Genomic DNA, 13019 nt, shown 5'->3' with positions numbered 1-13019 from the left:
GCGATTATGCCAGCCAAGAGATGGCGATGGCGCAATGGTCAGAAGGCGGTGTTGAGCCGATCCATGAGTGCGCGGGCCGGACTGTCGGCCAGCGGCGCGTCCGGCGACAGCATCCGCTCCTCCAGCCGCGCGACCCGGCCATAAAGCTCCTGGCTCGCCTCGATCAGCGAACGGGCGGCGAAGGGGAAGTCACCGGCAATGCCCGGATCGGTGGCGGTGGCGCGGCCGAGCCGATATTTCTCATCGGCCACATCCGCATCGCCAATCTCGCCGCGCTGCCAGGCGCGCTGGCTGAGCAGCCAGGCGATGATGTGCATCAGCCGGGTCGTGACCTTGAGCGATTCACAGGCGAAGGACACGCGGCGCAGCGGATCGTCGGCGGCAAACTGCCCGGCCTCGTCCGCGTCGAAATAGGAACGCGCCTCATCCGCCATCACCATCGCCTCCATATAGAGGCCATCGACAAGGCGGCGATGAAGGCCGGGATCAAGGGCGGCTGCGTTGCGCATAGGCCTAGCTGACATATCGCGATGCGATTGTCAGGGCCGTGGATGGCGCCGGAAGCCCGCCTGTCCCATTTGGGATCGCTTTACGCCGCAGTCCCGCAATTTTGCGACGCGGCGGACACATTAGGCGATGATGTCCGGGACAAGCGCATCTTCGAGCGCGACGATCTCGTCCCGCAGCCGCAGCTTGCGCTTCTTGAGGCGCGCGACCTGCATCTGGTCGCCCACCCCGCCATCGACCAGCGCCGCGATCGCGGCGTCGAGATCGCGATGCTCGACGCGCAGCAGCTCCAACCGGCGCATAATGTCTTCGCGGCTTACCAAGCCCCCGCCTTCCGAACCCAACATAGCCTCTCCTGATAGCCCGGCGCGGACGCGCGGGCCATCGCAATTTTACCGACGGCCCATCGCAAAGCACGAATCATCGCGAGACAGGTCCGCCGAATCATGATCTACTTCGTCATCCATCACCCTCGTAAGGAGAATGTCATGGAAAATTCCCACGTTTCAGCTCTTTCCGCAAAGCATGCCGGGCTCGAAGCCCGGATCAAGGCCGAGTCGAGTCGGCCGATGCCCGACGATATTCTCGTCGCCTCGCTGAAGAAGCAGAAATTGCGGGTCAAGGAAGAGATGCAGGGCCGACATTAAGCCCGTTCCGCACGGAAAAGGCCGGGGCCGGATCACCGGACCGGCCATTTTCCTGCCAGCGGGACGCACAGCATCGATCCGGCCGGAACCCCGGCCAGATTTTCGACATAGTGCAACGGATGACGCCTAGCCGGGGAAGATGACCTGGCGATGACAGGCGTTCAGCGTGGCGGTCTTCCGCTGGCGTCCAGCCCGAAATGCCGACCAAAATGGAGGCGTCGCGGCGGCATGGAACAGGCCGCATATGAAAAGCCCCGCGCGGCGAACCAGCGGGGCCTTTTGCCAACCCAACTAAATCATCGATATCAGCGGCGCGTGATCGTCGCGGAACGCAGATAGTCCGGCAGGGCCTGCCGCGACACGCCATTGGCAACCGGCTTGCGCGCCAGTTGCGGATCGATCGGCGCGTCGAATGCAAAACCGATCTTGTCATCGCGCGACCAGGCGACCGCCCCCTCGACCAGGCCGACACCACGCAGTTCGAGACGAAGCCGCGTGCCGGCCGGGATGGCACGTTCGCAATCCGCCATCAGGCCGGTGGCCGACAGATTGCGCACGCGCGCCTTGCCCAGATCGACGCCATCCAGCGTGCTGAGGCTGGTGAGCAGGAACAGGCTGTCGCGCGGCGCGGAACGAGCCGGTCCCCGATCAGAATTTCCCGTTTCCTTGTCCATGACTATTCCCGCAAAATGACACTTGGCCAACAGGATAGTCATGCGACGTGGAGAAAGGGTTAACCGCCACAGGGGGTTAATCGTCGCGGGAGACTTTTTCCTGACGCTCGTGCCGCTCCTGCGCCTCAACCGTCATGGTCGCGATCGGACGGGCTTCCAGCCGGCCCAGCGAGATCGGCTCGCCGGTGACTTCGCAATAGCCATATTCGCCTTCATCGATACGGCGGAGCGCCGCGTCGATCTTGGAGATCAGCTTGCGCTGGCGGTCGCGGGTGCGCAGTTCGATCGACCAGTCGGTCTCGCTCGATGCGCGGTCGTTAAGGTCGGGTTCGCGCAGCGGTTCATTCTGCAGCACGGCGAGCGTCCCTTCCGCTTCCGACAATATCTGTTTCTTCCAGTCCCAGAGACGCTGCCGGAAATATTCCTGCTGCAGGGGGTTCATGAATTCTTCGTCAGCCGACGGACGATAATCGTCCGGGAGTGTTACGGTCGATTTTGGCGGCTTCACACCGTCTTTATCGGAATTCAGTACCGATGCCATCTGGCTCTCCGACTCGAGAGGCCCCGGCGCTGTAAGTTCCGGGCGCCCATGACTTTTGTTTGAGCGGGCCTCATAGCCACCGCGACGAGGCGATACAAGCGGACAATGCGCACTCCGGCGCATCCCCTAGGTCGGCTGACCCGCCCGGAACGGACGGCGCGACTCCATCCGGGTTTTCCCCGATCCGGCCATCGGGATGTCCACGCAGCCCATCCTTAACGTTCCACAATGACACGTTAACCATTGCAGTTGACTCAAACGCCCGATTTTTCGGACCTTTTACGGCGCAAAGATGGTTAACGCCCTTGCAGTTAACGCTTTATTTTGCGTTGGTATGCAGTAGGGAATGGCAGGGTTCACGCTACGGAAGGGTCCGATGGCGCGAATGGGTAAACAGGACTAGAGAAGATCCTATGTCGGTTCGGATGGCTTTGGCAAAATTGTGCGCCTGCACTTGTGGCGGCGCCATCATTGGCGGGGGCGCCGTCCATGTGGCGGAAAATGCGCGTCCGGCAACGGTCTACAGCACCAAGAGTGTGAAGGCCAAGCCGCGCCAGCGCGTCCTGGCCACGGCCAAGCGCCCGCCGGCCAAGAAGCCCGACCCGATCCGTGTGACCGTGACCACGCCGTCGCCGCCGATTCCGCTGCCCCCGCCGCCGGTGCAGGCCGCCCTGCCCCTGATGGCGGGTGGACCGACTCCGACCGCAGCGCCGATCGGCGGCAGCAGCGGCTTTGGCGGCAGCAGCGGTTTCATCGGCGGCTTCTTTGGTGGCGGCAGCAGCGGTGGCGGCACGGTGGTGATCTCTACCACCGGTTCGACGGGATCGACCGGTTCGAGCGGGTCCAACTCGCCCACGCCGCCAACCTCCACCACCAGCACGACGACCACGTCGAGCGGTTCGGATTCGCCGACTCCGCCGGGTGGAACGACCACGACGACCTCGACGTCGACCTCCACATCGACATCGACCTCTACGTCCACATCGACGTCGACCTCTTCCTCGTCGGGCGCGACATCGACTTCCACGTCCAGTTCGACCTCGACCGGATCGTCGAGCTTCGGCAGCACGTCGACGAGCAGCTCGACCAGCAGTTCGTCGTCGACCTCGACATCGTCGGGCACCTCTTCGGGAACGCCGCCCGGTCCGCCGCCGCCGACCGATGTGCCGGCGCCGCCGATGGTGCTGCTGTTCGGCGCCGGCGCCGCCGCGCTGCTGATGCGCAAGCGCCTGGCCGATCGCAATACGGAGCTGTCCATCGAGGGCCATGGCCCGGCCAAGCCGATCCCGATCATCCGCACCGGCGACATCTGATAGAAAAAAGGGCGACCCTGGGGCCGCCCTTTTCTTTTGCCGATTGGGTTTTCCGCTCAACTGCGGGCGATGATCTTCTCGATTTCGGCCACGGGATGATTGGCCAGATCCTTGGCGATCTCGCCGACCAGCCGGTCCTGCACTTCCTTGTGATAATGTTTGCGCATCTCGCCCAGCGCGGTCGGCGGGGCGACAATGATCAGCTTCTCATAATCCTGCGCGAAGGCGCGGCGCTTGAGCAGGTCGGCCGCCTCGGCGGCGAAGCGCGCCTCCTCCAGTTCATGAAAATCGGTCTGTTCCATGCTGCTGCGATGGCTGCCGACCGAATTGAAGGCGCGGCCGGGCGCATCCGACGCCTGATCGCGGTCGGCCGGATTGTCCTGCACCTTCACCTCTTCCGCCTGAAGCTGGGGAAAGGCGCGGTCGCCCTTGTTGCGGAAGAAGAGCAATTTGCGCCCGTCCGCCACCAGCACCATCGCATCATGATCGATCTGCATCGCCTTCTCCTTCATTTTGTGGATTCATCACCAACGGACGAAGGCGCACAGGGTTGCGTGGCCTCGTCCGCGACGGCATAGGGCAGCGATGCACGACATCCGCTTCATCCGCGAAAATCCCGCCGCCTTCGACGCCGCCCTGGCGCGCCGTGGCCTGGCCCCGCTGTCCGCCGACATATTGGCGCTGGACGAGAAGAGCCGGGCGCTCAAGACGGAGCTGCAGCAGGGGCAGGCCCGCCGCAACGAGGCGAGCAAGGCGATCGGCCAGGCGATGGCGGCCAAGGACATGGCAAAGGCCGAGGCACTGAAGGCCGAGGTCGCCGCACTGAAGGAAGGCACGCCGGCGCTGGAAGCGGAAGAGGCCGAGGTCGGCGCGGCGCTCAACGCCATGCTGGCGGCGATCCCCAACCTGCCCGCCGACGACGTGCCACAGGGCGCGGATGAAGCCGGCAATATCGAACTGAGCCGCTGGGGCAATATCCGCGCATTCGATTTCGCGCCGCAGGATCATGCCGATTTCGGCCCGGCGCTGGGGCTGGATTTCGAGGGCGGCGCGGCGCTGTCGGGCGCGCGCTTCACCGCGCTGCGTGGGGCAATGGCGCGGCTGCACCGGGCGCTAGCGCAATATATGCTGGACACCCAGAGCACGACCAACGGCTATGAGGAAACCAATCCGCCGCTGCTGGTGCGCGACGAGGCGCTGTTCGGCACCGGCCAGTTGCCCAAATTCGCCGAGGATCTGTTCCGCACCACCGATGGCCGCTGGCTGATCCCGACCGCCGAAGTGTCGCTGACCAATCTGGTCGCCGAGCAGATCGTGCCGACCGACGCCCTGCCGGTGCGGCTGACCGCACTGACCCCCTGTTTCCGGTCGGAGGCCGGATCGGCCGGTCGCGACACGCGCGGCTTCATCCGCCAACACCAGTTCGAAAAGGTCGAACTGGTCGCGATCTGCGCGCCCGAGGAATCGGACGCCGAGCATGAGCGGATGGTGCAGGCGGCCGAGGGCATACTGCAGGCGCTGAACCTGCCCTATCGCAAGATGCTGCTGTGCAGCGGCGACATGGGCTTTGGCGCGCGCAAGACCTATGACCTGGAAGTCTGGCTGCCGAGCCAGGCGACCTATCGCGAGATCAGCTCCGTATCCAACTGCGGCGATTTCCAGGCGCGGCGGATGAACGCCCGCTACAAGCCGGAGGGGGAGAAGGCGACGCGCTTCCTCCATACCCTCAACGGCTCCGGCCTGGCGGTGGGCCGCACGCTGGTCGCGGTGCTGGAAAATTACCAGCAGGCCGACGGCAGCGTGGTCGTGCCCGACGTGCTGGCGCCCTATATGGGCGGCATCACCAAGCTGGAGCCGCGATAAAAAAGGAACGGGCGATGCGCATCCTCCTCACCAATGACGATGGCGTTCATGCGCCGGGGCTGAAGGTGCTGGAGGCGATCGCCCGCACCCTGTCCGACGATATCTGGATCGTCGCGCCCAGCGAGGAACAGTCCGGCGCGGGGCATAGCCTGACGCTGACCCGCCCGCTGCGCATCCGCAAGCATGGCGAGAAGCATTATAGCGTCACCGGCACGCCGACCGACGCGGTAATGATGGCGGTCGGCCATCTGATGAAGAATGCCAAGCCGGACCTGGTCCTGTCGGGCGTCAATCGCGGCGCCAACCTGGCCGAGGACGTGACCTATTCGGGCACCGTCGCGGCCGCGATGGAGGGCGCGATTTCCGGCATCAAGTCGATCGCGCTGAGCCAGGTCTATGCCCGCGAGGCGATGGGCGACGCGGTGCCCTTTGCCGCCGCCGAAGCCTGGGGCGAGCGGGTGCTGCGCCCGCTGATCGCGATGCCGGCCAGCCCGCGCCTGTTGTTCAACGTCAATTTTCCCGCGATCGCCCCGGACAGGGTCAAGGGCGTGCGCGTGGTGCGGCAGGGCTTCCATGACATCGACCGGACCAAGATCATCGAGGGCACCGATCCGCGCGGCTATCGCTATTACTGGTTTGGCCTCGGCCGCAGCGATTCCGCGCCCGAGGGGACAGATCTGGCGGCCATCGCAGAAGACTATATCGCGGTGACACCGCTCCATTATGATCTGACGCAGGATGGCGCGCTGGCGGCGACGGCGCAGGCATTTTCGGACTGACTTACGCTCCGGGGGGAGACCATATGGCTGGACATTCAAGGGGGCGGCGCTGGCTGCCCATGGCGCCGCTGCCGCTGCTGCTGGCGGGCTGCATCCCTGCCCCCGTGCAGGACAGCGCGCCCTATGCCGCGCCCCTGCCCCCGGCCCAGCCGGCGCGCGCCATTCCGCCATCGCCCAGCATGCCGCCGCAGCCGGCCCAGCGCCCCTCGTCCGAACCGCAGATGATCGAGCGCAAACCGGTCTGGACCGCGCAGCAGGTGACGGCGAATGCGCGGACAGTGGCCGCCAGCACCTATAGCGTGCAGCCGGGCGACACGCTGCGCGGCATCGGCAACCGCACCGGCGCGGGATCGGACGCGATCGCACGGGCCAACGGGCTGGCCCCGCCCTATGCGCTGCGGCCGGGGCAGAGCCTGTCGATCCCCGGCGGCCGCTATCATGCGGTGGCGGAGGGGGAGACCGGCATCGCCATCGCCGTAGCCTATGGCGTGCGGTGGAGCGACATTGTCGACATCAACGGCCTGACCGAACCCTATGTGCTGCGGCGCGGGCAGCGGCTGCTGCTGCCCGGTGGCGAGATGCCGGCCGCCCCGGTGGCAGCGCAGCCGGTGCGGGCGCCCGCATCCAGCCTGGAGCAGCGCGCCGCCGCCTTCCGCATCGATATCGACGATGTGCTAACCGGCGGCCAGCCCGCCGTCGCCGAGGAAAAGCCGCGCACGATGGCCAAGGCCCAGCCCCGCCCCCTGCCCTCCAATGTGCCGATCGCCCAGCCCGGCGGCTTTTCCGGTCCATTCGCATGGCCGCTCAAGGGCAATATCCTTTCCCGTTTCGGTCCAGGCGAAAGCGGCGCGAAGAATAACGGCATCGACATTGCCGCGCCGATCGGCACGCCGATCAGGGCCGCGGCCGACGGCGTCGTCGCCTATGCCGGCGACAGCATCGCGGTGTTCGGCGGCCTCATCCTCATCACCCATGGCAGCGGCTGGGTCAGCGCCTATGGCCATGCCAACCGGATCGACGTGGTGCGCGGGCAGAAAGTGACGAAGGGCCAGGTGATTGGCCTGAGCGGTGACACAGGCTATGCCAGCAAGCCGAAGCTGCATTTCGAGCTGCGCAAGGACCGGGTGCCGATCAATCCCATGACCCAGCTGCCCACCCCATGAAGATCGCGCCGCCGCCTTCGGGATCGTCCATGGCCGGCTTTCTGCGGCGGCGATCGGCGCTGCCGGTCTGGGCGGACCTTGCCTGGCGGGTGGTGCTGGTCTTTGGCCTGATCGCGATCGTGCTGGCGCTCCACTGGTTCGGGCGCGATGGTCTCAAGGACAATTATGACGACCAGATCAGCTTCATCGACGTGCTCTATTTCACCACGGTCACCGTCACCACGGTCGGCTATGGCGATATCGTTCCGGTCTCGCCCGAAGCGCGCCTGTTCGAATCCATCTTCGTCACGCCGATCCGGCTGTTCGTCTGGATCATTTTCCTGGGCACCGCCTATAATCTCTTCTTCCGCAACATCCTCTACAGGTGGCGCATGGCACGCATTCAGGCCGATCTGCACAATCATATCGTCGTCACCGGTTTCGGCACCAGCGGCCAGGAGGCGGTGAACGAACTGCTGGCGCGCGGCACCGACCCGCGCGAGATCGTGGTGATCGACGGCAGCGAGAAGGCGCTGGACCATGCCGAAGCCTTGGGCTGCAACGTGCTGTGCGGCGACAGCACGCGCGACAAGACGCTGAAGGACGTGGCCATCCACCGTGCCCGCACGATGATCGTGTCGGCCGGGCGCGACGACACGTCGATCCTGATCACCTTGACCGCGCGTCACCTAGCCCCGCGCCTGCCGATCAGCATTGTCGTGCGCAACGAGGATAATGAAGTGCCCGCGCGCCAGGCCGGCGCCACCACCGTCATCAACCCGGTCAGCTTTGCCGGGCTGCTGCTGGCCGGCAGCACCAGCGGCAAGCATATCGCCGATTATATGGCCGATCTCGCCGCATCGGGTGGCCGGGTGAAGCTGCACGAACGGCCAGTGTTGCCGCAGGAAATCGGCCAGCCCCTGTCCGCGATCGGCACCGGGCTTGGCGTGCGCATCTATCGCGGCGACCATCCGATCGGCTTCTGGGAGGAAGGCGCAAAGCGGCTCCAGACCGGCGATTGCATCATCGAGATCGTGGAAGAAACCGGCGCCACACCCCGCGCCGACGATTAATAGGTTCAAACCAGCGACAGACTGAACATGTTTGTTGCGTCACAGCAACATATGGCAAAATTCGTGCTACCCAGGGTGCAGCGCAGCATGAGGCCAATTGCCTTGCTGTCATAGAATGGCAACACTCCCCCTCAGGTCTGATTTTTGAGGGGTAGAATATGCGCTTGAAAAATGTCCTGAAAACCGGCGTCCTGTTGTCCGCCTTCTTCCATAACGCACCGTCTTTCGCCCAATCCACCGCGCCGCAGGCCGATGATGCCGGGGCCATCATCGTCACCGGATCGCGCATCCGCCAGAATCCGCTGGACCAGGACAAGCCGATCGTCACGGTCGATCAGGAAGCGATCGCGCGGACCGGCCTTTCCTCGATCGCCGACGTGCTGCAGCGCATTCCCAGCGCCGCCGGCGGCCTCAACACCAAGGTCAACAATGCCGGCAATATCGGCGGTCCGCCCGACGGCACCGGCGTCAGCTCCGGTTCGGCCGAAGTCGATCTGCGCTATCTGGGCGCCAAGCGCACGCTGATCCTGGTCGATGGCATGCGCTATGTGAACGGGTCGGCGGCCGGCGGCATTCCCGCCTCGGTCGACCTCAATTCGATTCCCGCCAACATGATCGAACGGGTCGAAGTGCTGCAATCGGGCGCCTCCCCGCTTTATGGGTCGGATGCGATCGCCGGCGTCGTCAACATCATCACCAAGCAATCGCAGAAGGGGCTCGACCTGTCGGCCCAGTTCGGCACCTATGAGCAAGGCGATGGCGACACCTGGGACATCAATGCCAGCTATGGCGTCCAGAGCGAGCGCGTGTCGATCGTGTTCGGCGCCAATTATGTGAACCAGGGCAGCGTCGGCACGTCGGCCCGCTCGATCTCGCAATGGCCGACGCCGGGCGCCACCAGCTGCGCTGCCGGCGGCTGTTCCAGCGCGACACCCAATGGCCGCTATGACGTGCTGGGCCAGAGCCTGACGCTGAGCGCCCCGATCCTCGACCGGGCACCGGTGCTGTCGGACTATCGCAACTATAGTTCGGCAACCGACTCCTTCAATTTCCAGCCCTATAATTATCTGCTCACCCCGTCGGAGCGCTATGGCGGCTTCATCAATCTGAAGGCGGAGCTGAGCGACAATATCAACCTGCGCACGCGCATGGTCTATCAGCATCGCGGATCGACCACGATCGCCGCACCGCTGCCACTGTTCATCGGCCCGGATGCCGGCAACGGCAATCTGCTCGACACCATCTCGATCGATGCCAGCAACCCCTATAACCCGTTCGGCGTGACGCTCTCGTCCGGGGCGGACGGAACGCCGGCCAATTATTCGACGGTTCGCCGCCGCTTCGTCGAAGGCGGGCCGCGCACCTTCACCCAGAGCGTCGATACCATGACCATGGCCGCGACCCTGGACGGGTCGTTCGACGTCGGTTCGCGCACCTGGTATTGGGACGTCAACGGCATCTATGGCAGCAACAATGCGCACCAGACCTTCACCGGCAACCTGAACGCATCCAAGCTGGCCCAGGCGTTGGGTCCGGTCGGCAACTGCACCGGCGAATGCGTGCCGTTCAACATCTTCGGCGGCGCGGGATCGATCACCCAGGCCATGCTGGATTATGTGACGTTCGACGAACATGACCGCAGCACCCAGGAATTGTGGGACGCCACCGCCAACCTGTCGGGCGAATTGTTCGACCTGCCCGGCGGCGCGGTCGCCTTCGCGGTCGGCTATGAACATCGCGACCAGCGGGCGAGCTACACCCCCGATCCGATCATCACGGCGGGCCTGGGCGCCGACGTGCCGACCAGCCCGGCGGCGGGCAGCTTCAATGTCGATGAAGTCTATGGCGAAATCCGCATCCCGATCCTCGCCGACGTGCCCTTCTTCCAGAAGCTGGAGCTGGACGGCGCGGTCCGCCATTCCAACTATAGCAGCTTTGGCAGCAACACGACCTTCACCGCGTCGGGCCTGTGGAAGCCGGTCAAGGATCTGTTGTTCCGCGGCGGCTATGCCGAAAGCCTGCGCGCGCCGAGCATCGGCGAACTCTATGCCGGCCGTTCGCGCACCGACGCGACGATCGACGATCCCTGCACCAGCGCGGCGGGCGGCGCGTTCCAGACCAATGCCACGGTCCGCGCCAACTGCATCGCCAATGGCGTCCCGGCCGATGGCAGCTATGCCGAACCGACCGGCGGCCAGCTCGGCATCTTCTCGCAGGGGTCGACCGCGCTGAAGCCGGAGACGGCCAAGACCTGGACGCTTGGCGGCGTCTACAGCCCGTCCTGGGCGCGCGGCAATTATGCCACCACCCTGACGCTGGAGGTCAATTACTATAATATCAGCCTCAAGAACGCGATCGACTCGGTCCCGGCCTCGCTGACCCTGTCGCGTTGCGCCTATGAAGCCGATCCGGTGAGCTGCGCCGCCATCAGCCGCACCGGCAGCGGCAGCGTCGCGGGCATCAACGGCGTGTTGCAGAACCTGAACGCCATCAAGACCGACGGCATCGACGCATCGTTCAACTATCGCTCGCCGGTGATTTCGAACGGCACGATCGGCCTGAACGTCAACGCCGCCTGGCTGTTCAAATATAATGTCGAGCCGCCGGCCGACCTGAATGCGCCGACCCAGAAATATGCCGGCACCGAACGGGGTAGCCCGGATCAGGCCTATCCCAAGTTCAAGGCAAATGCGACGCTCGACTGGTCGACGCCGGGCTATGGCGCGTCCTTCACCGGCCGCTACATCAGCGGCGTCGATGAACGCGACGGCGAGCATTCGCTTGGCCGCACCTTCTATGGTGACATCCAGCTCTATATCTCGCCGGCCTGGATGGACCACCGCACCCGGCTGACCTTCGGCGTCAACAATCTGTTCGATCAGGATCCGCCGGCCTGCTTCACCTGCGACAGCGCCAATTTCGATCCCACCACCTATGATGTGCCGGGCCAGTTCGGTTATCTGCGCCTGACCTACAAGATGTAAGGGATCAGGCACTTAGCCATGGCGAAGGGCGCGTCCATTTGGGCGCGCCCTTTGTCTTTTCGGCTACCCCGTGACATTTGGCGCAAAAATCCCTATGTGCGCGCCGATCATGGCAACCAAAATCCCAGACGCGCCGAAGATCGGCATGGTTTCGCTCGGCTGTCCGAAGAACCTGGTCGATTCCGAGCGTATCCTGACCAAGCTGCGTTCCGACGGCTATCAGATGTCCGCCGACTATGCCGGCGCCGACGTCGTGCTGGTCAACACCTGCGGCTTCCTCGATTCCGCCAAGGAAGAATCGCTCGAAGCGATCGGCGAGGCCATGGCCGAAAATGGCCGCGTCATCGTCACCGGTTGCATGGGCGACGAAGCGGACGTGATCCGCGCGAAATTCCCGCAGGTGCTGGCCGTCACCGGCGCGCATCAATATGAGCAGGTGGTCAATGCGGTGCATGACGCATCACCGCCCATCCCCAACGCCTTTGTCGACCTGGTGCCCGAAGGCGGGCTGAAGCTCACCCCGCGCCATTACAGCTATCTGAAGATTTCAGAGGGCTGCAACCATCGCTGCTCCTTCTGCATCATCCCCTCGATCCGCGGCGACCTGGTGTCGCGGCGCATCGACGCGGTGCTGCGCGAGGCGGAAAAGCTGGTCGCGGCCGGCACCAAGGAATTGCTGGTCATCAGCCAGGACACGTCGGCCTATGGCGTCGACACGCGTCATGAGCCGCGCATGTGGAAGGGGCATGAAGTCCGCGCCCATATGACCGAAATGGCGCGCGAACTGGGCCAGCTGCGCACCGCGGACGGCGTCGCCCCCTGGGTGCGCCTCCACTATGTCTATCCCTATCCCCATGTCGACCATGTCATCCCGCTGATGGCCGAGGGGCTGCTGACGCCCTATCTCGACATTCCCTTCCAGCATGCTTCGCCGAGCGTGCTCAAGGCGATGAAGCGCCCGGCCAATGAAGCCAAGGTGCTGGATCGCATCCGCAAGTGGCGTGACATCTGCCCCGACATCGCGATCCGTTCCAGCTTCGTCGTCGGCTTCCCCGGCGAGACCGAGGCGGACTTCCAGTATCTGCTCGACTGGCTGGACGAGGCGCAGCTCGACCGCGTCGGCGCCTTCCGCTTCGAGCCGGTTGAGGGCGCAGCCGCCAATGACCTGCCCGGCGCGGTGCCCGAAGAGGTCAAGGAAGAACGCTATCAGCGGATCATGGAAAAGACCGCCGCGATCAGCGCCGCCAAACTGCTGGCCAAGGTCGGCCGGGTCATGCCGGTGATCCTGGACGAGGTCGGCGAGCCTGACGAGGAAGATGGCAGCATCGGCGCGACCGCGCGATCCCAAGCCGACGCGCCGGAAATCGACGGCAATGTCTTCCTGCGCGACGTCGGCGAAGGCCGCAAGGCCGGTGACATGTTCGACGTGCTGATCGAGGATGCCGACGATCACGACCTGTATGGCGTGCCGGCCTGAACAGGATCGTCATTGCGAG

General features: G+C 64.7%; 14 protein-coding genes. 8 read left to right on the top strand and 6 right to left on the bottom strand.

Annotation, left to right across the window (positions count from 1 at the left end):
• Window positions 1–38: 38 nt before the first annotated feature.
• Window positions 39–509: a DUF1465 family protein gene (locus CG471_RS07405; RefSeq protein WP_010337951.1), complete on the bottom strand. Its 471-nt coding sequence runs from the start codon at window positions 507–509 to the stop codon at window positions 39–41.
• Window positions 510–629: 120 nt separating this feature from the next.
• The gene (locus tag CG471_RS07400) at window positions 630–809 is read right to left on the bottom strand and encodes a YdcH family protein (protein WP_037492086.1); all 180 of its coding nucleotides are present in this window, start codon (window positions 807–809) and stop codon (window positions 630–632) included.
• Window positions 810–995: 186 nt separating this feature from the next.
• Between CG471_RS07400 and CG471_RS07395 the strand changes: the two genes are divergently transcribed.
• On the top strand, window positions 996–1154 hold the full coding sequence (locus tag CG471_RS07395) for a YdcH family protein (protein ID WP_010337949.1): 159 nt from the start codon (window positions 996–998) through the stop codon (window positions 1152–1154).
• A gap of 305 nt (window positions 1155–1459) precedes the next feature.
• Here CG471_RS07395 and CG471_RS07390 read toward each other — a convergent pair whose 3' ends face one another.
• The 3 genes from CG471_RS07390 to CG471_RS07380 all read right to left on the bottom strand — a co-directional run bounded on the left by CG471_RS07390 (window position 1460) and on the right by CG471_RS07380 (window position 3492).
• Window positions 1460–1828: a PilZ domain-containing protein gene (locus CG471_RS07390; protein WP_017501570.1), complete on the bottom strand. Its 369-nt coding sequence runs from the start codon at window positions 1826–1828 to the stop codon at window positions 1460–1462.
• 76 nt (window positions 1829–1904) lie between these two features.
• Window positions 1905–2369 (bottom strand): RNA polymerase-binding protein DksA, encoded by a 465-nt coding sequence (gene dksA / locus CG471_RS07385; protein ID WP_004211401.1) that lies wholly within the window; start codon window positions 2367–2369, stop codon window positions 1905–1907.
• 520 nt (window positions 2370–2889) lie between these two features.
• The gene (locus CG471_RS07380) at window positions 2890–3492 is read right to left on the bottom strand and encodes a hypothetical protein (protein ID WP_257211454.1); all 603 of its coding nucleotides are present in this window, start codon (window positions 3490–3492) and stop codon (window positions 2890–2892) included.
• A 55-nt stretch (window positions 3493–3547) separates the two neighbouring features.
• Between CG471_RS07380 and CG471_RS31185 the strand changes: the two genes are divergently transcribed.
• On the top strand, window positions 3548–3682 hold the full coding sequence (locus tag CG471_RS31185) for a hypothetical protein (protein WP_257211453.1): 135 nt from the start codon (window positions 3548–3550) through the stop codon (window positions 3680–3682).
• A 56-nt stretch (window positions 3683–3738) separates the two neighbouring features.
• Here the strand turns inward: CG471_RS31185 and CG471_RS07375 are convergent, their stop codons facing one another.
• Window positions 3739–4179: a host attachment family protein gene (locus tag CG471_RS07375; RefSeq protein ID WP_180275635.1), complete on the bottom strand. Its 441-nt coding sequence runs from the start codon at window positions 4177–4179 to the stop codon at window positions 3739–3741.
• Window positions 4180–4267: 88 nt separating this feature from the next.
• On the opposite strand from CG471_RS07375, the gene serS reads away from it, so the two are divergent.
• The 6 genes from serS (at window position 4268) to rimO (ending at window position 13000) form a co-directional block, all read left to right on the top strand.
• On the top strand, window positions 4268–5545 hold the full coding sequence (gene serS / locus CG471_RS07370; RefSeq protein WP_099231416.1) for a serine--tRNA ligase: 1278 nt from the start codon (window positions 4268–4270) through the stop codon (window positions 5543–5545).
• Window positions 5546–5559: 14 nt separating this feature from the next.
• A complete protein-coding gene (gene surE / locus CG471_RS07365; protein ID WP_099231415.1) occupies window positions 5560–6324 on the top strand; it encodes a 5'/3'-nucleotidase SurE in 765 nt (254 codons plus the stop codon).
• A gap of 23 nt (window positions 6325–6347) precedes the next feature.
• Window positions 6348–7487: a LysM peptidoglycan-binding domain-containing M23 family metallopeptidase gene (locus tag CG471_RS07360; RefSeq protein ID WP_257211452.1), complete on the top strand. Its 1140-nt coding sequence runs from the start codon at window positions 6348–6350 to the stop codon at window positions 7485–7487.
• Window positions 7484–8539: a TrkA family potassium uptake protein gene (locus tag CG471_RS07355; RefSeq protein ID WP_099231413.1), complete on the top strand. Its 1056-nt coding sequence runs from the start codon at window positions 7484–7486 to the stop codon at window positions 8537–8539. The genes CG471_RS07360 and CG471_RS07355 overlap by 4 nt, the downstream gene beginning before the upstream one ends.
• A 158-nt stretch (window positions 8540–8697) precedes the next feature.
• Entirely contained in the window at window positions 8698–11523 is a 2826-nt protein-coding gene (locus CG471_RS07350; RefSeq protein WP_099231412.1) for a TonB-dependent receptor domain-containing protein, read from the top strand.
• A 94-nt stretch (window positions 11524–11617) separates the two neighbouring features.
• Window positions 11618–13000: a 30S ribosomal protein S12 methylthiotransferase RimO gene (rimO, locus tag CG471_RS07345; RefSeq protein ID WP_180275634.1), complete on the top strand. Its 1383-nt coding sequence runs from the start codon at window positions 11618–11620 to the stop codon at window positions 12998–13000.
• The last annotated feature ends 19 nt before the right edge of the window (window positions 13001–13019 follow it).

Origin of the sequence: Sphingobium sp. IP1 (genome assembly GCF_002708645.1) — a bacterium.
Classification (GTDB): Bacteria; Pseudomonadota; Alphaproteobacteria; order Sphingomonadales; family Sphingomonadaceae; genus Sphingobium; species Sphingobium yanoikuyae.
The sequence above is the reverse complement of the archived record's forward strand: the minus strand, read 5'-3'. Positions and strand labels throughout refer to the sequence as shown.